General features: G+C 40.0%; 15 protein-coding genes and 4 pseudogenes. 11 read left to right on the forward strand and 8 right to left on the reverse strand.

Annotated features, from left to right (window positions below; translation table 11 throughout):
- Positions 1-10 precede the first annotated feature (10 nt).
- Positions 11-763, forward strand: coding sequence for an SDR family oxidoreductase (locus PN838_RS20920; RefSeq protein WP_272181853.1), 753 nt, complete (start codon positions 11-13; stop codon positions 761-763).
- Between the two features lie 212 nt (positions 764-975).
- On the opposite strand, the gene PN838_RS20925 is transcribed toward PN838_RS20920, so the two are convergent.
- The 3 genes from PN838_RS20925 to PN838_RS20935 form a co-directional block, all read right to left on the reverse strand.
- On the reverse strand, positions 976-2,433 hold the full coding sequence (locus PN838_RS20925; RefSeq protein WP_272181854.1) for a tryptophan halogenase family protein: 1,458 nt from the start codon (positions 2,431-2,433) through the stop codon (positions 976-978).
- A 121-nt stretch (positions 2,434-2,554) separates the two neighbouring features.
- Positions 2,555-2,896 carry a hypothetical protein gene (locus PN838_RS20930; protein WP_272181855.1) on the reverse strand — a complete coding sequence of 114 codons (342 nt, stop codon included), beginning with the start codon at positions 2,894-2,896 and terminating at the stop codon, positions 2,555-2,557.
- Between the two features lie 80 nt (positions 2,897-2,976).
- A complete protein-coding gene (locus tag PN838_RS20935; protein ID WP_272181856.1) occupies positions 2,977-5,598 on the reverse strand; it encodes a TonB-dependent receptor in 2,622 nt (873 codons plus the stop codon).
- A gap of 586 nt (positions 5,599-6,184) precedes the next feature.
- Here PN838_RS20935 and PN838_RS20940 point away from each other — a divergent pair.
- From PN838_RS20940 to PN838_RS20965, 6 genes and pseudogenes are all read left to right on the forward strand, one after another.
- The gene (locus PN838_RS20940; RefSeq protein WP_272181857.1) at positions 6,185-6,874 is read left to right on the forward strand and encodes a hypothetical protein; all 690 of its coding nucleotides are present in this window, start codon (positions 6,185-6,187) and stop codon (positions 6,872-6,874) included.
- 91 nt (positions 6,875-6,965) lie between these two features.
- On the forward strand, positions 6,966-9,029 hold the full coding sequence (locus tag PN838_RS20945) for an early set domain-containing protein (RefSeq protein WP_272181858.1): 2,064 nt from the start codon (positions 6,966-6,968) through the stop codon (positions 9,027-9,029).
- A gap of 427 nt (positions 9,030-9,456) precedes the next feature.
- Positions 9,457-10,836 carry an FG-GAP repeat domain-containing protein gene (locus PN838_RS20950; RefSeq protein WP_272181859.1) on the forward strand — a complete coding sequence of 460 codons (1,380 nt, stop codon included), beginning with the start codon at positions 9,457-9,459 and terminating at the stop codon, positions 10,834-10,836.
- Positions 10,837-11,489: 653 nt separating this feature from the next.
- Positions 11,490-12,541, forward strand: a pseudogene (locus PN838_RS20955) (3-deoxy-7-phosphoheptulonate synthase); the annotation flags it as partial.
- A gap of 36 nt (positions 12,542-12,577) precedes the next feature.
- Positions 12,578-13,692, forward strand: a pseudogene (gene tyrA / locus PN838_RS20960) (bifunctional chorismate mutase/prephenate dehydrogenase).
- 169 nt (positions 13,693-13,861) lie between these two features.
- A complete protein-coding gene (locus tag PN838_RS20965) occupies positions 13,862-14,704 on the forward strand; it encodes an HDOD domain-containing protein (RefSeq protein ID WP_215965456.1) in 843 nt (280 codons plus the stop codon).
- Positions 14,705-14,831: 127 nt separating this feature from the next.
- Here the strand turns inward: PN838_RS20965 and PN838_RS20970 are convergent.
- The 5 genes and pseudogenes from PN838_RS20970 to PN838_RS20995 all read right to left on the reverse strand — a co-directional run bounded on the left by PN838_RS20970 (position 14,832) and on the right by PN838_RS20995 (position 18,640).
- Positions 14,832-15,331: pseudogene (locus PN838_RS20970) on the reverse strand (EAL domain-containing protein).
- Positions 15,259-15,657, reverse strand: a complete 399-nt coding sequence (locus PN838_RS20975) for an EAL domain-containing protein (protein WP_272181860.1) — start codon at positions 15,655-15,657, stop codon at positions 15,259-15,261. Before PN838_RS20975 ends, PN838_RS20970 begins: the two are co-directional and overlap by 73 nt.
- Complete coding sequence (locus PN838_RS20980) at positions 15,621-16,466, reverse strand: GGDEF domain-containing protein (protein ID WP_272181861.1); 846 nt, start codon at positions 16,464-16,466, stop codon at positions 15,621-15,623. The genes PN838_RS20975 and PN838_RS20980 overlap by 37 nt, the downstream gene beginning before the upstream one ends.
- Positions 16,438-17,279 (reverse strand): annotated as a pseudogene (locus PN838_RS27610) (CHASE2 domain-containing protein). The gene PN838_RS20980 and the pseudogene PN838_RS27610 overlap by 29 nt, the downstream one beginning before the upstream one ends.
- A complete protein-coding gene (locus tag PN838_RS20995; RefSeq protein ID WP_272181864.1) occupies positions 17,276-18,640 on the reverse strand; it encodes a FecR family protein in 1,365 nt (454 codons plus the stop codon). The pseudogene PN838_RS27610 and the gene PN838_RS20995 overlap by 4 nt, the downstream one beginning before the upstream one ends.
- Positions 18,641-19,380: 740 nt before the next feature.
- Between PN838_RS20995 and PN838_RS21000 the strand changes: the two genes are divergently transcribed.
- The 4 genes from PN838_RS21000 (at position 19,381) to PN838_RS21015 (ending at position 21,912) form a co-directional block, all read left to right on the forward strand.
- Positions 19,381-19,677: a GNAT family N-acetyltransferase gene (locus tag PN838_RS21000; RefSeq protein WP_272181865.1), complete on the forward strand. Its 297-nt coding sequence runs from the start codon at positions 19,381-19,383 to the stop codon at positions 19,675-19,677.
- 134 nt (positions 19,678-19,811) lie between these two features.
- Positions 19,812-20,450 (forward strand): methyltransferase domain-containing protein, encoded by a 639-nt coding sequence (locus PN838_RS21005; protein ID WP_272181866.1) that lies wholly within the window; start codon positions 19,812-19,814, stop codon positions 20,448-20,450.
- Between the two features lie 95 nt (positions 20,451-20,545).
- Positions 20,546-21,229, forward strand: a complete 684-nt coding sequence (locus tag PN838_RS21010; RefSeq protein WP_272181867.1) for an ABC transporter ATP-binding protein — start codon at positions 20,546-20,548, stop codon at positions 21,227-21,229.
- Positions 21,223-21,912, forward strand: coding sequence for an ABC transporter permease (locus PN838_RS21015; protein WP_272181868.1), 690 nt, complete (start codon positions 21,223-21,225; stop codon positions 21,910-21,912). Before PN838_RS21010 ends, PN838_RS21015 begins: the two co-directional genes overlap by 7 nt.
- The last annotated feature ends 37 nt before the right edge of the window (positions 21,913-21,949 follow it).

Consider the following 21,949-nt stretch of genomic DNA (forward strand, 5'->3'; position numbering starts at 1 on the left):
AAGGTTAACTATGGATAATCAGAAAGTTGCACTTATCACCGGTGGTGGTCGAGGTATTGGCGCGGCGACCGCAAAGTTGTTTGCTCAACACGGCTATGCAGTTTGCATTAATTACAAATCAAATAGTAAAGCCGCCACAAGTCTTGCCAAAGAAATTACTGCTGAGGGCGGATACTGCATAACAGTTCAAGCCGATGTAGCTAACGAAGCTGATGTATTACGACTGTTTTCTACCATCGACGATAAGTTTGGTCCGCTAAGTGTCTTAGTTAATAATGTTGCAGTTTTACAAACTCAAAGTCGATTAGTTGATATGAGCGCTGAACGAATTAATACAGTTCTTGTTAATAATGTGACAAGTGCATTTTTATGTTGTCGAGAAGCGATAAAACGTATGTCGACCGCTAATGGCGGTGCAGGCGGCGCGATCGTCAATGTATCTTCTGGGGCAGCACGCAGTGGCTCTCCAAATGAATATATTGATTACGCCGCATCTAAAGGAGCCATTGATACTTTAACCAAAGGATTGTCATTAGAAGTTGCGGATGAGGGCATTCGAGTTAATTGTGTCCGGCCTGGACTTATCTATACGGACATGCACTCCGATGGCGGTGAACCAACAAGAGTCGATAGGTTAAAAACTAAAATACCACTTAAACGAGGTGGGTTGCCAATTGAAGTCGCCGAGGCGATCTACTGGTTAGCTTCTGACAGTTCATCGTTTTCAACTGGGACCTTTGTTGATGTCACCGGAGGTATGTAAAGCTATTTGAAGTAATTCAAATAGCTTATTGAGCATTACGGTTCAAGTCTATAAATAGACTCAAAAGCGAGTCTAAAAGCTAATATAAAAGCTAATATAAAAGATAATCAAAATTAACATAGGCGCCTTCAACACCGGTGTAAAACAAGGCGAATACAATCGTTAATCAGCCGGAATATGACGCCAATGTTTGGCTAAATACATTTCATGGCTCAAACTGTTTGCCGCCGTTGCTTTAAGATTTTTTCTATTCCGTCTAATGTTCTTGTCAAATCAAACTGAGTTTTTCCAGCCATAATCGGGGCAACAGCCTGTGGTAAAATACCTTGCCCTGTTAATACCGCTAGCCAGTTATCTTGCTTAAACAGTTCTTTGTCGTGGGCAACTAAATGCCCATGTTGCTTAAATAAGTCAATTTTACGTTGTAATGACAATGGAATATCCATTTCTTGGCAACGTTGCCAGTATGGGCTGTCATTACGTTCTGTGGCTTTATAATGCAAAATAATAAAGTCTCGCAGATGTTCATATTCTTTTTGCGTTTCTTGGTTAAATTCATCCTGCAATAAAGGTGAACATGAATTGTCTGGAAATAATCTAACAAGTCGCATAATAGCGCTTTGTATTAAATGCAGGCTGGTAGATTCAAGTGGCTCTAAAAATCCAGCTGAAAGCCCAATAGCGATACAGTTATGTTGCCAACTTTTTGTTCTTCGACCGGTTTTAAATTTGATAACATTTGGCTCAGTTAAGAGTGGGCCATCAATTGCTGAGGTCAGTGTGGTTAATGCTTCGTCATCACTCATGTAATCGCTGCTGTAGACATTTCCATTACCCATGCGAGTCTGTAGTGGAATTCGCCATTGCCAGCCTGCATGGTGAGCTATAGAGCGTGTATAGGGCGATATACTTGTCATATGAGCCGATTGAACTGCAATTGCACGGTCATTAAATAAATGTTCGCTCCAATCTTCAAATTCAACACCCAATGTATCACCAAGTAATATGGCGCGTTGGCCGCTGCAGTCGACAAAAAAATCGCCATCAACTTGTTGCTCAGTCGCCAAAGTAACCGATTCTATATGTTGGTTAACAGAGTTGCTGACGACATTAACCACTTTGCCTTCAATGCGATTAACCCCGAGTTTTTCTGCGAATGCTCTGAGAAACTTCGCGTATAGACCTGCGTCAAAATGATAAGCATAGTCAAAGTTATAACTTAATGATTTAGGGTCAGTGCTCGGTAACATAAATTTGTTGTTGCTAGCTAACTGCCACGCCATTGAAAACTCTTGCAGCTCACGTTTGTCGCCATTGAGTTTTGCCTGCAGCCAGAAGTAAGGGAACGGCATGTAGTCAAAGTCAGTAGCAAATGAACCAAACGGGTGCATATATTTGTGGTTTTGTGTCCGCCAGTTTTCAAACTCAATCGCTAATTTTATGCTGCCGTTACAAAATTTAATAAACTCGGATTCATCTATTCCTAAAAGAGCGTTAAATCGTTTGATTGGTGGAATGGTGGCTTCGCCAACACCGATAGTGCCAATTTCTTCAGATTCAATTAATGTGATGTTGACCGAGCTGTTCAGTTGTTTAGCTAACATCGCGGCTGTCATCCATCCCGCTGATCCACCGCCAACAATTACGACATTTTTTATAAGACTGTTCATAGTGTTTGTTTTCGACTTTACCTGACAGAAGTAGATTAATTAACATAACGTAAATATCGAGTCCCGAAAATAAAAACTGCCGCAGAAGCGGCAGTTTATTAAGGACTTTTTCTATTGTAGATTAAAACTTAGCGTTTAGACCTACGTAGAATTGACGACCGAAGTACTGCAACGTACCTGTAGCTGCTTGGCTACCAAAGTAAGAACGGTTAGGTTCGTCAGTTAAGTTATTAACTGAGAAAATACCTTGTAGTTCTTCTGTGAACTGCCATGACAGCCTGGTAGTCGACAATAAGTTCTTCTGCGAAGAAGGCTTGTTGTTCATCACCGATAGCAATTTGGTTACCAACGTACTCTTCACGATAGCGCGCATTAATTCGGGTTGCGAATTTGTCGTCGTAATCGTAAAACAAGGCTGCTGTCCATACTCTTGGCGATAGGAATGGATATGGCGATTTAACATCGTCCTGTCCAGATACTGCCGCAAATTCAGATTCAACTTCAGATTCTGTGTAAGAGTAACTTGCACTGATACCTAAGCCTTCAAATGCACTCTAGTAAGAAACTGAATGTTTGCGTATATGCAACTTCAATCCCGCGGAAATAACCGCCCTTACCGTTGTTTAGAAGAACATGGTAGTCACCAGAAGGCACAGGTGTTTGCGATTCATCATTTGGATCTACAGCTGGCGGTGTAATGCCATTTGCTTCAAAGTCGTAATCACGTAACGTCGTTTTCTCTGGGAAGTTTTCGATGTCTTTGTAATAAAGTGCAACTACGATTGCGCCTTCAGTTTCCGAGAAATAATGCTCATAAGACAAATCATATTGATTTGCATAAAACGGTCGAACTTCTGGAGACGTATCACGATTTAAATCGGCTTCTTTTGCAACACCTTTTTCTTTGTCTTCACCAAACGACCATGCACCACTTACTGCCATGTTGTTCATGTCAGGACGTGACATTACACGTGCCGCTGCAAAACGAAGTTGGTCGTTTTCCGTCAATTGAACATTTAAGTTCATTGATGGTAAAACGTCGGTGTAATCGATACCTAGAGTCGTGTGAAGATAAGTTGTTCTTGTCTCACCAAAGTCATCAGTAATAGGGTCGCCACCGCCAGCGACAACAGGATCTTCAACACCAGTCGCTGATTGTTCCGTATGAATTATACGAGCACCAATGTTACCTGTTAGCGGGAAGCCACCTATTTCAGTATCTAAGTTTGCTTGAAGATAAAACGATAAAGTTTCTTCTTCAACAAGGCTTTCTTGCCAGATTGTCCAATCGTAGGCCCAATCTTGACGAGCGGTCGTATCTTCACCTTGGCTTTTTAACCAGACATTTTCAATGTAAGTATTATCTACGCCAATAAACGCTGGGAAGTTAGAAAACTCACCTTCAAGTTGCACAATTTCATAATCGCCATCTTGTAGCTGATAAGGCATACACGTTTCTTCAGGTTGTTGATTTTCATCGTAACCTAAAACGTATTGACCATTACGCAACAATTGACCGTAATTGGCAATGTCACAGTAGTTGTATGCTTGACGACGGTTGCTATAACTTCTGTCAGCATAGCGAACACCTGTTTCAATACCCGATAAATAATCATTATCAAGCGTATATTTAAAGTCTAAACGTACAGAGTTTGCTTCGTTTTTCTCTAAATGAGGGTACTTCTCAAGTGAACCAACCATCATGCGCGACGGATCGGTTAACGCACCTTGCACATCGTCATTAAACGAAATATCAGGTAATTCTAAGCCATTGTAATCGACATTAACAACAATGTTGTCAGTAACAACAGGCATTGCAGCAGATGCATCTTCAGAAACCCATAAACGCATAACTTCGTCACGGTAGTCAGACTCACCGCTTGAATGGGCAATATCTAATGTCATTTCTAAGTCATCGGAGATTAAATAGTTAACATTAAAACCAAAAGACTTAACTTCACTGTTTGTCGTGTTGTCATCCGCTTGAGTTTGGAATGTTAATGTATTTGCATAACGTGGGTACGGAGGGTTGTTATCCGGATTATCATCTACATCTCTATAATAAGAACCACCAACTAGGTATTCATTATTGTCACCCGCAAATACTGGGTTCTGGAAGTAAATTGAATTACCATCTGCAATTGAACCAATACCATTAACACGGTAACCGCGGTCTATACCTTGTGAATCAAACTTAGAATAGAAGAAGTCACCTTTGATGGTAAGTTCATCAGTAGGTTGATAGGTCAGTGAACCCATAACACCTTGGCGAAGTTCTTCACCACCGCGAGCCATTAATTCAAAACCCTGTGGAATGATGTAATAACCTGATTCCATCACTTCGTTGCCATTTTCATCAAGTACGACGTTGCCGTCGGTATCGATGACAGGTTGTGACAAACCACCATCTTCTAAGCCATCAATTGGTAACTTAGCGAGTCGAGGTTGATAATTTACAAACTGTGTAGATATCTTTGGTTGTTGCAAACGCGCATAACCCAAAGAAACACCAACCGTTTCATCTAGGAACTTACCTTGATACGAGAAACTGATACGGTTACCTAGCGGATCTGCATCTGGATGTTCATCAGCAGAATCGTTGTAACTAAGTTTGGTTTGGATTGCGAAAGTGTGGTCTTCGTCATTTTCCAAAGCATTTGCCGTTTTAAGTTCGATAGAACCGGCAACACCACCTTCAACAAGTGACGCTTTTTGTGATTTGTATACTTGTACTTGGTTTATGAGTTCTGATGGGTATTGGTCAAATTGAACAGAACGACCACCTTCATCAGTAACGACTTCACGGCCATTTAAGGTAGAAAATACAAATCCACCTGACATACCGCGTATATTTAGTTCACTAGATTGACCACCAGAACGAACGGCAGTAACACCAGGTAATCGTGAAATCGCGTCGGCGATTGATACGTCTGGTAATGCACCCATGTCATCTGCGGAAACTGCTTCTACAACAGTATCTGAATAACGTTTGGTATTTAGTGATTCTATAAGACTGCGACGGAAACCACGTACTTCGATGACTTCTACGTCTTCTTCAGCTGCTTTTGGTTCGTCATCTTCAGCTGCGTACGTAGGCAAAGTTGCAAACGAGACACCGCCTAACATTAACGCAAGTGAAAGCGCGCTGGGCTTAAACTTTTTCATGTGTATTCCTCAAACAAGTTGTTGTTATTTTTGTTGAAGAGTGTGACTGCGTTTATTTCGGACTAAACTTTTCACATTTAAATAGCGTTTATACACTTTTTGATTATTTTTTCTGGCAACGTCGCTAAACATAATCAACAAATTAGTAATTAACAAGCTTGTTTGGCACGCATACGTATTCATGGGTATGCAAGTCCGTTCTATATATACAAAGGCCTAAGCGTCTATTATCTTCCATGGTGTTGAGTGTTTTGTAATCAGCGATTTCGGACAGGTAAAATAAATGTAATCTACCACTAGGCAACAACCAGTAGTAGAGCAGTATCGACAGGGTTACGTTTTACCAAAAACCTTAGAAGCCAATGCTTCTGGGGATAACATTTTAATAGCACCTAATGACTAAACACTAGTTAATGGAGTTATTTCCTATGAATTTTAAGTTAAAACCTTTGGCAGTTGCATTAATTGCAACGACAACAGTCTTAAGTGGCTGTAGTACAGAGGATGAAAAAATTGAAAAAATGTTCTGACAACACCCGGGCAGGTAAATGCTGTCACTGGTGTAATTGAAACTGCAGCGTCTGGTTTGGTATGCCAATTACCAGATATCGTGCAATCAATAGATTCAGATTTTTATCCACTAACTCAAGATGAAAAAGACAGTTTACGTGCAATCGTCGATCCGGCAGGTACATGGTCAGATGCGGAAGTTACTGCTTGGAATAGCAATGATTTGTCCGCAACTGGAACTGCCTATACTTACGACTATGGTGCTGCTGATCTTTACGCTGCTTTTGCGACTGCGGCTACCGGTCACACTAATCAATTTGGTTTGACTGAAGAAGAAGTTGCACGTCAGGTAATTGCAAAAGCGGAAGCTAAAGCGTTTAAAGTCGGTCAAAAACAAGATGTCATTTTTGGCGATAACTTTGACACTTGGTTTGACTCTTGGTTTGCACAAATTCCTTATTCTGACTATTTAGGTGCTTCACAGCGTCTTGATAGAGCTAAGCGTGGCTTAGAACTATCAATCAATAGTGCATTAGATAATCAAGAATTGTGTTACACACCGCCGACCGAATGTCCAAACTACAAAATTTTGGATGAATCAGGAACATACGACTGTATTACACCTGAAGCAAACCCTATTGCTGATGCGCCTGCACCTATTGATATGGCAGGGACGGGTCAAGCAGTAGTTTATTTCCGTAAAAATGGTGAGCAGGATTCAGCTAACTATGAAGGCATAACTATCCATACCTTGGAACAACAGTAACTGTACTGCGTACGCTGAAGATGGCGACAATGCAAGTGTTACGAGCTGGGGCCAAGGTAAATCGCCAACAGGCATTGATCCTAATTACGGTATGTTTTGGGTTTTAGATTTAGTTGATGGCCACGACAATTGCGGTAACTTTATTGTTTACCACAAAAGCAGTGGTGATAAATTCATTACTCAAAACGATGCAATGATCCCATTAGGTAATAGCGGCGACGTTGTATTCCACGACATAGACAAGCGGGTCTTCTTCCAAGAAGGTTTCCCAGCGAACTTTATCGACGGCGTTTTCTTAGCTAACCAACATCCGTTTTTTGGTGCCTCAGCTGGCAGTAAATCATGTGGCTGGGGAACAGCACTTGATGCATCAGGTGAAGCTTGTTTAGGCCAAGAAATCTTAGATTGCCCTGCAGGTTCATACCCAGTCGGTGTTGGCCAAACAGATATCGCGTCTAAATGTATAGAAGAGTTTGACCCAACGGAAACCACTGTTTACCTACGTGGCGGCTTTAATGGTTGGGGTGACCCACTGGAAACTGCGCAATTTACGCACAAAGGTGACGGCCACTATGCTTATCATTTAACGTATACCGATCACCCAGAAGGTTCATCACTAAGTCATGTTGCAGGTAAGCAGATAGAAGTGATGATTGAAGCTGGCGAAACGCTAACTTTACCTGACGGTGAAATGTTGGCTGTTAATTCTATCCCTGCGGGTTCGGTATTAATGCTTGCTGATGGCACGTCAGTTACATTAGGTGACGGCACACATATGTTGAGTCTACCTGATGGTGTTGATGCACCGACGTCTGATACGCAGACTTATGCTTTAACAGAAGGTTCTAAGCTGACATTGGCGGCGAATGCTAACTTCGATGATTTTGCCTGTGTCACTCAATGTGAAACAAGCTACTTCTTCAAAGTTGCAGATGCAAATTGGTCAGAACCTACCACTTACGGTGGCGTAAAAGGTGGAGATACCCCAAGTGTTGGTGGAACAATCGCTTTAACCGCTGGTGAAGGTGTTGGTCAAGATATGTCGATTTCTTTGGAATCTGATTCATTCTACCTGTTTGAGTTTGATGCTGCTAAATCGTCAGAGGCAACTTTGACTATTAATAAAACACCAGTAGCTGCGTTTCCAATGTTAACAATTGATGCTAATGACCCAATTGAGCTTGCTTATACGAGTAATGGTCAATATGCCGCATCAAAAGTTGCATTAACCGCAGGAACTTATTCATTGGTTTTAGCCGACGCTGACAATGGCTTTGCTGTTGGTGGTAAGACAGGCGATGCTGATGTCACTATAGGTGAAGCTCTGACATTAGAAAATGATGGTAGCGCATTATCCTTAGTGGTGGCATCTGACGGTGAATTTGACGTTGTTTTAGACCTTTCAGATGTTGCTAATCCTACGTTGCTAGTACAATCAGGCGTGCCGTATGGAACTGAAAAAGTATACATTCGCGGAACGATGACAGGTTGGGGTGACCCTGCACCAGATGAAGACGAAGCTAAATATAACGAAGATACTCGTGAATATTCATTGGTTTATGGTCTTGAAGCTGGTGGCACACATGCATTTAAGTTTGCAAGTAAAGCATGGGGTGGCGCACTAGATTTAGGTCCTAGCGCATATGACTATTCTACAGCGGATGGCGCATTAGCAATCGGCGAGAATGGTAACTTTACTGTGTCACCGACTGAGTCTACAGCGTATGAGTTCTCAATTTCATTCGACGGTAAGACAAAAGGTGAGTTGAAAGTTGTTGAAGCGCCAATCTACATTCGTGGCGGTATTTACGGCTCAGGTGACTGGGGTGCAGACGAAACAATGCGTTTGAACTTCGAACCATCTGATGCAGGTAATGACGCAGAAGCGGGCCATGTTTACTCAAGTGTTGTTACTACAACTGGAACAGGCTTCTTTAAAATAGCCGACGAAGGTTGGGGTGGGTCATTTGGATTCAACTACGGTGCAAGTGCAGAGCAAGAAGCTGCAGGCACTAACGTAATTGAACTAGGTGTGCCATTTGATACAACGCATGGAAACGATTCTAAAAACATCAGTTTCCAACAACCTGCGGGTCAATATAGATTCTCGTTTGATGATGTAACTAAGCAGTTAACAGTTACAACAGTAGAATAAGTTTTGTAATGACTACAAAAACATAAAGAAAACCGGCTCCGGCCGGTTTTTTATTGCCTAATTTTTATTAACACAATGGATAGATTTAGATGACAAAGTGATTTTTATTGTTGCGCTTATTCGCCCCTATATCCTGTTCGGATGACAAACCAAAATATTTCAACTTTGGTTATCAGACTGGTTTGTATTAATCCGAGAATATTTGCCGGACTGTTGTTCTAGCTTATTTTTCAATGGACATATTTGTATACATAATTCTAATAACCCAAAATTACGATTGTTTTTAAGGTTTAGCTTTAACTAATAATGATGCTATAACAAACACTTAGATACTAATTGAGTGAAAATAGCGCAATTAGTAACTAAGCGTTTTTACTAAAAACTAAAAACTAAAAACTAAAAACTAAAAAATAAAAAGGAAAAATAGATGAAATTGGTCTACCAAATAGGAATATGGCTCGTCGTTGTCGCAGGTATGTCTGGTGCTCACGCTGAGAATTTAAACTTGAGTATCGTTGGCAAAGGTGAAGTTCTTATTAGTAGCCAAGAGGATTCTTGCACCGATGACTGTGTCCTTAATTACCCTAAAAACGCACTAATTACTCTGGAACATAATGCCAGTGAAAATTGGGAGTTTAGTCACTGGGACGACAATTTATGCATTCAAGATGAAATTGGTTATTTTAGCGGCACTGAAAATTTATTCCCAGTCACAGAACAGTCGTTGGGTGCCAAAAGTATAATAATCAATGATTTTAATAATGACGGTCAAAATGATGTCGTTACTAATTGGCTATTTAGCAAAAAGGTTGAAATCTTATACAACAACGGCAATGGCTTTGATACGCCTGTTTTGATCGGCAATCAATTTAACTATAACTCAGCATTAACCGCTGTTGATTGGGACAAGGATGGCAGCCTTGATATTGTTGTAACTGACTTTGGTGCTAAGACAATCACAATATTTGGTAATAAGGGCCTCGATGGTTTCGAGAAAATTGAAACCTTGGTATTCGAAGACATTTCGCCTTATGCAGTTGTAGTGCACGACATCAATAGTGACGGTGAATATGATCTACTAATTTCAAGTTTTGAAGCTGATTATTCGAGTGACCTTGGAAGATTAGAAGCTACGATTACTGATGCGCAATTAAGATGGTATATCAACCAAGATGACACTTTTGTTGCTGACAAGTTGATTTCTGAAGGTGAAGGAATAATTACATTAGATTCGGGTGACGTTGATGGCGACGGCGATTTGGATATTGCTGCAGCGTCTATTACAACCTACTCTAGTTTCATTTTTAAGAATAATGGCGACACATATGAAACGCAACTTGCAAGAAAGGGGTATGGTACTTATGGCGTTGCGCTTGGTTATGTTAATAGCGACAGTAAACTGGATTTGATCACAACTGACTACTGGAAAGGGGCGTTAATTTTAAACATTCAAATGGAAGACGGAACCTTTAGTGCAGATCAAAAAATTGGTGAACATTTCGATGGTGTGACTGCAACCGCAATTGGAGATTTAGACGGTGATGGGCTAAACGATATTGCAACGTCGGTTTTTAACGAGCAAGATTTTCGATGGTATAAAAACGAAGTGTTTGATATTTGTCATTTTTATCTAGCTCAAGATTATGACGTTACGGCGACCTTTACCTCAGATACGGAAACTGAAACTGAAACCGAAACCGAAACCGAGGAAGATGACCAACCCGAAAAAGACTCAAAAAGTGGTGGGGTATTTGCTATTTACTTCTTAGTTGGATTGTTAGTTTCTCGAATTTATCTTAAACGATAACTCGGCCTAGCATGTATATACTGGTTTAGACCAAGTAAAGAGCCATTTGTTTTTAAGTTCCTAGAATTTAATTATGAATGGCGAATCATTCGCAGCTGCCAAAGCCCAACATTCTATTGTTCGGCAGTTCAAAGCTTTATCTGTGGCAGGGAAAGAACTTAATTTTAGCCAGTATCATTATTCGTTTTAACAATATTTGACGAGCTTTTATACCAACCCTCTATAACACGTTGTTTTCAGTTAACGTTTTATTCACAAAACTTTCAATTCACAAAGCTTTCAATTCAAAATATAAGATTGATTAATTGGGCCGATCGTATTTTTTCGATCACAAATATTAATTTGTCTGCAAATACACCGAAGCCTACTGCTATAGGTATAAGGGCAACTGTTACCTTATTAGACAATGCAAAATCCACTTCTTTTATTCCAACCATGTAAAACTTGGATAAATTCAACTAATTGCAAAAAAATACCTACGTTCGGGTTGACAGATGCTGGTCATTTTCTTATTGTGTAATTAATTCAATACACACTGTAATTTTAAGTTTACACACTGAGTTAAGTATAAAGGTGTTTGTCTTTGTTTGTCCCAAATTGGTGCATAGATGATGGCTAGGTTTTTGCGTTTGGTGGATAGAGAGGAAAACAACATGCAACGAGATATTTTAAACAACGTAAATGTAACGTCTGAGCGCGTACTAGTAATGCCAAGTGTAATGAAGACAGCATTACCCCTGTCGCCGGCAAACGCAGAGTTTATTTCAAATTCACGTCTTACTATTTCAAATATCATTCATAAAAAGATCCGCGTACTTTAGTGATCATGGGACCTTGCTCAATCCATGATATTGCAGCTGCAAAAGAATACGCGCTAAAACTTAAAGCATTACAAGAAACTTGTCTTGATACTCAATTTATTGTGATGCGTGTTTATTTTGAGAAACCACGCACAACAGTAGGTTGGAAAGGACTTATTAACGATCCGCACTTAGATGGAACATTCGACATTGAAACAGGCTTAAATAAAGCTCGTGAACTAATGTTGTGGTTGACTGACCAAGAGATCCCAGTTGCGACAGAAGCACTTGATCCTATTTCACCACAATATTTGTCTGACCTAGTATCTTGGTCTGCCATTGGTGCGCGTACAACTGAATCGCAAACACACAGAGAAATGGCGAGTGGTTTGTCTATGCCTGTTGGCTTTAAAAACGGTACAGACGGCAACGTAAATATCGCACTTAACGCAATTGGTGCAGCTGGCAGCGGTCATAACTTCCTTGGAATTAATGAACAGGGCCAAGTGACAATTATGCAAACGGTTGGTAATCCTGATGCACATTTGATTCTGCGTGGTGGTAAACAACCTAATTATCAACAAGAGCACGTTAAATCTGCGGCTGAATCATTGACCAAATCTGGTTACAATCCTGCAATTATAGTTGATTGTTCTCACGCAAATTCTTATAAAGACTTTAACCGCCAAGGTGAAGTAGCAAGAGATGTGTTAGGCCAAATTGAACAAGGCGATGATTCAATTGTTGGGATCATGATTGAAAGCCATATCAACGCGGGTAACCAAAAACTGGATGCTGACTTATCTAAATTGAAATATGGCGTGTCAATCACCGACGGTTGTATTGACTGGCAAACGACGGAAGAGTTAGTGCTAGAATACCACCAGAGATTACTTGCGGTTGTAGCTAAAAAGAAACGACACACGCCTAGGAGGCGCCTAGTGGCAATAGAAAATTTAAGAGAACAAATAGACCAACTCGATATTCAATTGGTTGAACTCTTAGCGAAACGGCAGCAGGTTACAGCTGCCGTTGGCGTTTATAAAAGAGAAGTAGGAAACCAATTTACGACCCAGTTCGCGAAGCCGAACTTATTTCGGAACGTCGAGATTTAGCTACTTCGCTAAATGTTTCGCCCGATTTAGTTGAAGATCTTTTACGCCGAATTATGCGTGAGAGCTATCAAACTCAACATCATGCATACCGATGTGTTAACTCTAGCGCCAAAATTGTAATCGTCGGTGGCGCTGGCGTGTTAGGCCGCAGATTTGTCGAAATGTTTGAGCGCAGTGAATATCAGGTTTCAGTGATCGAACAACAAGATTGGGCCAATGCCGCTGAAATTGTCGAGGGCGCAAGCGCCGTTATTGTTGCTGTACCAATAAAATTAACACCTATGGTTATTAAGCAACTACCACCATTACCTCAAGACTGCATATTGGCCGATTTAACTTCATTAAAAGCAGAGCCTTTGGCTGCAATGTTAAACGCCCATGCGGGACCCGTTGTTGGTTTGCACCCAATGTTTGGCCCTGACGTACCTAACTTTGTAAAACAAGTTGTCGTTGTGTGTGAAGGACGTGAGTCAGATAAATACGACTGGTTGTTACGTCAAATTTCAATTTGGGGTGTTGTACTGCAACACGATGACGCAGTTGAACATGATAAAAGCATGCAGCTTATTCAAGCTATGCGCCACTTCACAACTTATGTGTATGGACGCTTTTTATCTGAACAAGGTGCCGACCTCAATAAGTTATTAAGATTAAGTTCACCAATATACCGACTTGAATTGGCGATGACGGGAAGGTTGTTTGCGCAAAACGCTGAGCTCTATGCTGATATCATTTATGGTGCCAGTTCAGCCATTGAACTAGCCGATACCTTTAGCCGTGAACTCGATCAGGCTGTTGATGACTTGAAACGTGACGATAAAGAAGCGTTTAAACAACGTTTTGGTGAGGTTGCAAATTGGTTTGGTGAAAAGTCAAAAGAGTTCTTACAGGATAGCCGTGCTATGTTACAAACGGCTCAAGATTCTCGTGATTTATCATAAAGTAGGGTAAATAATAGGCAATCTATTGATTTTATTATTTTGTCTCAATTTACTTTGCTTTTTTATCATAAAACAAGTTGTGAAATCATTGATTTAGATTAACATTAAAAACAGACACAGCTTATGTGATTTACCGTTAATCACCTCATGTGCAATTAAAGGAAACTATATGTCTACTGAGAATGCCTTATTAACAATTTTGGTTGAAAAGATACAAAGCGATTCTTTGGTTTTACCAACGCTACCTGAAATCGCTATTAAAATACGCGAAGCCGCGGATGACCCTGATGTAAATTTGTTAGCGATGGCAGATGTTATTGCTTTTGATCCAGCACTTTCTGCGCGTATGGTTAAAGTTGCTAACAGTGCTTTTATGGGACGTTCAGTTAAGGTTGAAACACTTAACCAAGCTGTTACTCGTATTGGTCTGCGTCAAATAAAAAATATAGCTACAGCAATTGCAATGGAACAACTGTTTGTTTCAAGAAATGAATTGGTTAAAGATTACATGACCAAAACATGGCAAAAAACAGTAAATGTTGCATGCGTATCAATGGCCGTTATGCAATGCTGGTTAAAAGAGAACAAGCACTCTTCGATCAATATTGACACATTAACTTTGGTTGCTCTTGTCCACACGATTGGCGTTTTACCAATTTTAACTGAAGCAGAACGTCACGAAGAAGTGTTCGCTAACCCTAGTTTCTTAGAAGCGGCAATTAAACGTATGGCTGGTAAACTTGGGGGCGCAATTATGCGCTCTTGGGAATTTACTGGTGAGTTTATTGAAGTTGCTGAAAACTGGAATGACCTAACGTATCAAACTGAGAAAGTAAGTTACTTAGATTTTGTTCGTGTTGGCGCTATCTATAACAAGATTTTAGGTAAAAATGCTGATACCAACGAAATGTTAAAACCTTATGTTGAAAAAGGCGTTATTCCAGACCTGAAGTTTTTCAATAGCGAAGAATTCACTAAAAACTTAAGCGATGTTAAATCTGTATTTTCTTAAGTAAATGATTGTCGTTTAAAAGCGATAACCAAAAAAACCGACGTCATGTCGGTTTTTGTTTTTTAACGCTACAACACTGCATTACTTCAAGTTCTACAACTTGTCATGGACGAATAGGTGTCACGAGTTAATCGTTCTCAGTTGTTTGGGTTTTACTTGCCAGCAAGGCTTCTAGTTGGTCGACAGGGACAGGTTTACCAAAGTAAAATCCCTGGAGTTCATCAACCTTATTTTCACTCAGAAACGATTGTTGCTCAGGAGTTTCAATACCCTCTGCAATGACCTTCATATTTAGGCTATTGGCCATAGCAATAATGGCTAAGGTAATTTCTTGGTTGTTCTGTCCATCGTGAATACCACTAACAAAAGAACGGTCGATCTTAATTCGGTCCATCGGGAAGTGTTTGAGATAGCTTAATGAAGAGTAGCCCGTACCAAAGTCATCAATTGATAAACTAATACCTATTTTTTGAGCTGGTTTAAGGTGGTGACAGCGGCATTAATATCGTCAACAACACAACTTTCAGTTAACTCTAATTCCAAAAATTCTGGAGCTAATCCCGAAGATGAAAGTGCGGCCTCAACTTCTTCAATAAGGCGTGAATGAGCAAACTGAATGGAAGACAAGTTGACTGCAATTCTAAATGTTGGATTGCCGTTATTTTGGATTTTTTCGCCCGTTTACATGCTTTACATAATATCCAGTTACCGATGTCGATAATAAGCCCTGTGCTCTCCGCAATTGGAATAAATACGTCTGGACTAATCATGCCAAGCTCTGGGTGATGCCAGCGTGCTAGAGCTTCTGCGCCAACAATTTTGCTTGTGCTCGCATCAACTTGTGGCTGATAGAAAATATCGATTTCACCCTCGTCTAGCGCTTTGGCCAAATCGGATTCAAGTTTTGCCCGTTCTTTTAATTTAAGCTTAATATCATGGGAATAAACACACATATTAGATTCATTTTTTCCAATGCTCTGTGCAAGGCTGATTCTGTCGCATCAAGTAATGACAGCCTATGGGTGGCATCTGATGGAAAACTTGCGACGCCAATACAAACTGGCAGTTTAAACAGTTGATCACGGATCAGAAACGGTTTTGAAAAGGCAGTTAATATCGAATTACCTATATCTTCGATTTCGTTTTTGTTGCCAGTAACTGGGATGCAAATTGAAAATTCAGCACCGTGGTAGCGTGCCATTGCTACGGCATTAGGAAATAGTGTTTGGAGTTGCTCTTTGGCGGTAAGTAACAGCTCATCACCGGCTTCAGTTCCAAGTAAATCATTGATCCCTTTAAATTTACCAAACTTAATTGTAAACAAATGGAACGCTGGTTCATCTACTGACTTGGTTAATTTTTTAAGTTTATTATTGAGTCCGAGTTCATTAGCGAGCGAGGTGACTCGGTCATGGACTAAATTGTGATTTAAGGTCGAAACTTCACTAAATAGTTGATCGGATTTGACTAAAATAAACAGAGCATAAATGAGGCATTGCGATGCAATTAATACGATGGGAGAAAACCAATAAGCTATTAAGTTATATAACAAAATCGTGGCAAGAGTGTCGATAACGATAAACGCCATCAATACTGGCAACATTCGATTAAGCTTAACTTTAAAAAAGACAAAAAATACTAAGAGGGCGTTAATCCCATAAATTATGTTTAACAGCAATTTTGGTAATGGAATTACTTCGGTTTTATTTAGAATGTCATTAACAAGGTACGCGTTAATAAATACCCATGAGCGTGGTGCCATGAGATGGCGAAGTGGGCGTAATAAAGCGATCACCCATCGCCGAAGCCGTCATCCCAATTAGAATCACTTTATCATTCAGCTTAGTTAGATCAACGGTGCCATTTAACACGTCAACATAAGAGTAACTATCAATTCCACCTTTGACTTGTTGATATGAAAGAAGTCTTGGGTTTTTCCTAACCCAACCATTTCCAAGTACCACATCTGAGTCAATTGCATTTACGGTTTCGTCATGTAAAGAGGCTAGTGCTAATCCAAAACTTGGCCATTTTGTTTCTTTATAGCCCGCATTTAAAAATACTTTTCTTATGGTACCGTCGCTGTCTAATTCAAAATGGACATGGCCTAAAATCGCTGCATTTTTAGCTAAAAGGGGTGTTGGCAATAATTCATATTCTGCGGTAGAAAATAGGGTTGAGCCCGAAGGTGCTACAGCAAGAACCACATTTTTTGATTTTTTAGCTGCGCTGAAAATAGCTCATCGTCTTGCGGATAACGACTGGCCCCTGAAAAAATCACGTCAAAACCAATAGCTTTGGTATTGCTCGACGCCAAGATACTTAATAAATCAGCGTGGGTATCACGACCCCATGGCCATTGTCCTATTTGGTTGATACTTTTATCGTCGATGGTAATAACTGCGACGTGATTGTTACTTTGTTTTATCTGAGTATTTAATACTAGATCATAAATAAGTTGTTCTACCGTTGTTTTTGCGGGGCTAAATAACAGTACTAACCCAAGTCCCAAAATGATCAAATGAAGTTGATAATCACGCCATTGCGTATGTCGAATTGGTGGAGAATCGATCAATTAGTAAGCTCCATATTGGCAATGTCGCATTTTGCAAATTGCTTAGTGACATTAACTAAACAGGTTCCAGACCAGTCACCTTCGTATCCGCCTTTAGTTTGTATTAAGCGGCCCCGGACATAGAATTTAGTTGTTGATTGGGGTTTAAAAACATACTCGTCTTCAGTGGTTATTACCTTGTTAAATTGTTTAAAATCACTTTCAGAGCTAGTTTGAATTTCAAGGCCGAGTCCTTTTTTCAGTGCTTCCCAGCGCCCCGTAACTTGCTCATCTTTAACCGAAATAAACAAGTTTGGCGACAATAATACCGGGCGAATGTTCAACTCGGCAGCCATAGAGAAGGGGCCACGTTTTAGAATGTTATTCGCGGAGCTTGTTGCGACTCGCCAATAATAGTTGCCTACGTTTAAATCATCAGAAATAGCCAGCTTGTTCTCAGATGTACTTTTATCCAAGATGATATTGTTAAAATGTCGATCTGATGCAATTTGAACTCGGTAGCTATTTGAGTTATTTGAAGTCCAATCCAATCGAGAGCCGGAGAAACGATAAACCGAAATATTTTGCAACTGCCCTGGAGGAATTGGTGTTGTATTTACTATGGTTGATTTTTGAATATTAAAGCCAATTAAGCCACTTTTAGACACTGGCGCGACTCGAACAAAATATTTACCTTCGTCTAGCGTTGGTAAAACATAACTTGTTGTGGTCACATTATTAGCATAGACAACATTAGAAAAAAGCACATCAGTTGCTATTGAAAATTGGTAGTGACTCGCTTCGTTAACGGCATGCCAACTTACTTCAACGTTTTGTTTAACTGTTTCGGGGGCTAATGCCATCGATGTCGGCGCGGCTAAAAGCGATTCAGGCTCTGACATATTGCCTGTTCCAGCGACGACGACACCAAACCCTTTAGGGATGTCGACATCTTTGCCACCTGACGCTACCGCAACTTTCCCTTCTAATACTTCAATAGAAGAAAGAGTAATGTCATTTTTGGTAACCGATGACGTTCTAAATACAGTACCTCTCACAGAGGTAATCGCTGAAGCGGTAGTAATGTCGAGGCGCGATCCTGCTCCTTTCGCTTTTTCGGCTCTAATTTCCAGTTTTCCGTCTTTGAGTCGAACACTAGTGTCAACCATTCCGGTTTCACCATAATGTTGGAGCTGGTCAAAACCAACCGTAGCGGGACCATAAATGGTCATTTCCGTATTGTCGGCAAACCGAATTGTTGCTGTAGAATGCGCGAGGACTTCTAACTCGTCACCAAGGGTAAAGACATCGAGTGCCTTAGCTGGTGAAGTTTGTGACTTTTGGACTTTTAAGGCTTTACCGTTTAATGAGACTAATTCCACATCTGCGGCAAAAATTTTGACCCATTCAAGCGGGATCCTAATGCGCGTACCAGGGCTAGTTTTTTAGGATAAAGCACATTATTAATTGATTGAACTTGTTTGAAATAAGACGGGCTTTTAAGATATTTTTTACTTATGTCCCACAGGTTATCGCCGTTGGTAACATAGTAAACCCACTCTTTCGCGAAGGCATTTGAGTGAAATAGTATAGTCAATAATATAAAAATCCGAATTCGTAACATACACACTTCTTAGCTTATTTGCTTATACAACTCGGGCCTCTAACATCGTCCCAATCCTAGACTAGATAAATTATTTGATTAACTCAAGTTAATCGTTCCTTAATTAGGCTGATTTTACCATTACAATTAATGGGGTGTATGTCAAATTTAACATTCAATGTATTTTTATATTTAATTAGGTAAACCTTGATGTAAATGAGTAATTTAATTTTGTCGTCCAAATAGGCCATTGTGGGTTATGAGATGGTTTTTGTTGAAAACCGCCAGTGAATTGGGTAAACATAATCACATTAAGTAAATGTATTTAAAGTTGAAAATACAAAATCTAATTTTTGGTAACTCATTAGAAATAGTGAATTAATAGGGCATAACATTGAAAATTGACATCAATGCAGATATTTCGCTGTTGTCTTTGACTTTAGACGACGCACAAACCATTTCTATTTTGGTTAATCAGAACCGTGATGATCTAGAGCGTTTTTTCCCTGAGCTAAAAACTTGCACACTAGAGAAGAAGCCGAAGCATATATTTCAGATCGTATATTTGACGAGGTAAATAAAGGGAAGTGGTTTGTTATTAAATTCAGAGGTGTTAAGTCCGGTATATTTGGTATCAAATCTATTGATAAAGTTAATTTAACAGCTGAATTGGGTTATTGGCTGTGTGCCGAAGCTCGTGGTCGTGGTGTAACCAATATCATCATTAAAAGCTTAAGCGGTTTTTTAGCTCGTTCACATTTAATTGAAACCATTGTATTTCGTTGTTTAGAAAAAATAGCGCGGGCATCCGAGTGATTGAAAAAGCTGGGGGCGAATTGGTTGACGCAATTGAAAACGATATGGATATCGAAGACAAGATGCAAAAGATTAATATTTACCATTTAAAAATTGCCGAGTAAGTTTGGAATTACATTAACGTGACAATTAACGTGACAAGAAATGAATTGGCCGACTACTGGGATAACATTTTTGATAACCAAGATCGTCATAAGTTAGAGTGGTTTGAACCTGATGTTAGCCAAACCATTGAGTTTTTAGGAAATGCCTTACCGGCAGAAGGTAGCCTAGTTTTTATTGCCGGAGCAGGGACGTCAAAACTAGTTGAATACCTCCATCATCGCAATTTCCAAATGGTTTTGAATGATATTAGTAAGACCGCACTTAAAGAAACTAAAAGTAGGGTAGGTGGCCGTAATCTCCACGTTTACTTAAACAGCGATATCTCAAAACCATTTTTTAGTCATAAAAATCACCTCGAAATACCCAACTCTGTCGAATTGTGGATTGACCGGGCAACATTGCACTTTTTGATTAATCAAAAGCAAATTGACCAATACTTTGTCAATTTAAGGCAGGTATTAAAGGTTGGTGGTTATGTGATGTTAGCTCAGTTTGTCATTGGCGGAGTTTCACAATGTACTGGCTTGCCAATTAAACAATGGACGATAGATGATTTTCAGCTAAATCTTGGTAGCGAATTTCGACTTCAAGCGTCTCGGTATCATGATTTTATAGCGCCTAACGGTGAAACTAAACCTTACGTTTATGCACTATTTAAAAGGGAATAATCGCAAGCCAAAATTAGGAATACCGATCGTAAGTCGATATTATAAGTGCAATTACTTTGGACTATACAAGCAAAACAAGTGCGTCTTAGGAAAATATGACTGAACCAATTGTTAACATTACAGGATTAGAATTTAACTTTGACGACAAGTCTAAAACTCGATTATGCGTGCCAAAGATGAGCGTTGAAGCAGCCCAAACGGTATTTTTACAGGGCGATTCGGGATCAGGAAAATCGACATTATTACATCTGATCTGCGGTTTATGGCGAGCTCAAAAAGGTTCTTTACGTGTTCTCGGACAAGAGTTAACCACGATGTCGGGAAGTGAGCGGGACTTATTCCGCGCTCAGAATATTGGTGTCATTTTTCAAAAGCTCAATCTGATCCCTTATTTAAGCGCGGTTGAAAATATTCAACTTGCCTGTCAATTTGCCAAGCAATCAATAAGTGTCAGTGATATTCATACACTTTTAGAAAAATTGAATTTACCGCGTTCAGTTTTTCAATTATCGGCAAACCAATTAAGTCTTGGTCAACAACAGCGCATAGCTATAGCGCGAGCGTTGGCAAATAAGCCTAAACTGATCATCGCAGATGAACCTACCTCAGCGTTAGACCAAGATAACGCCGACGACTTTATCAAATTGCTGTTTGATGTTGCAGGGCAAACCAATACCGGCATATTGTTTGTTAGTCATGATACTCGGTGGGCTGCTCAGTTTGACGAACATCTTCATATGCGCGAACTTGCCGTTTTAGAGAGGCAATTAGCATGTTAACTACTTTAGCCTATAAGAGCTTAAAAAGCCGAAAATTGACGGCCATTATGACCGTAATTGCGGTGGCGATCAGCATTTATGTCTTTGTCTCTGTGGCGCTTCTTAAGCAACAAACACGGGTAAATTTTACCCGAGCAGTGTCAGGTGTTGATTTAATTGTAGGCCCTAAAACCGGGTCGTTAAACTTATTACTGGCAAGCATTTACCGAATTGGCAATGTTAATTCGAGCATGAATTATAACACTCAAGAGTGGTTAGAGCGTCAAAGTCAAGTGGACTGGGTATTACCAATAGCGATGGGCGATTCCCATCGAGGATTTCGAGTTATTGCTACGAGCGAAGAATATTTTACTAAGTTTAAATACGGGCATAAACAATCTCTTTCTTTTGCCAAAGGAAAATCTTGGCAACGTGCATCTGAAGTTGTGATTGGTTCAGACATTGCCAAAAAGCTAGGTTATACATTGGCAGATGACATCGTATTGTCCCACGGTGTTGGGATCACTAGCTTTATGCACCACGATGGTTATCCGTTTAAGGTTGTTGGCATATTAGCTAAGACAGGGACGGCAATCGACCAAACGTTACATGTCAGTTTTGATGGATTGGCGTTTGCTCACGGTGAACAATCTCATGGTATTCAACCAAAAAACCTGAATCCGCGATTAAGAGTCAAAGTCTAGAACATGAATCTCACTTACAAACTCAACATCAGCACGA

Origin of the sequence: Psychrosphaera algicola, from assembly GCF_028401425.1 — a bacterium.
GTDB classification, from domain to species: domain Bacteria; phylum Pseudomonadota; class Gammaproteobacteria; order Enterobacterales; family Alteromonadaceae; genus Psychrosphaera; species Psychrosphaera algicola.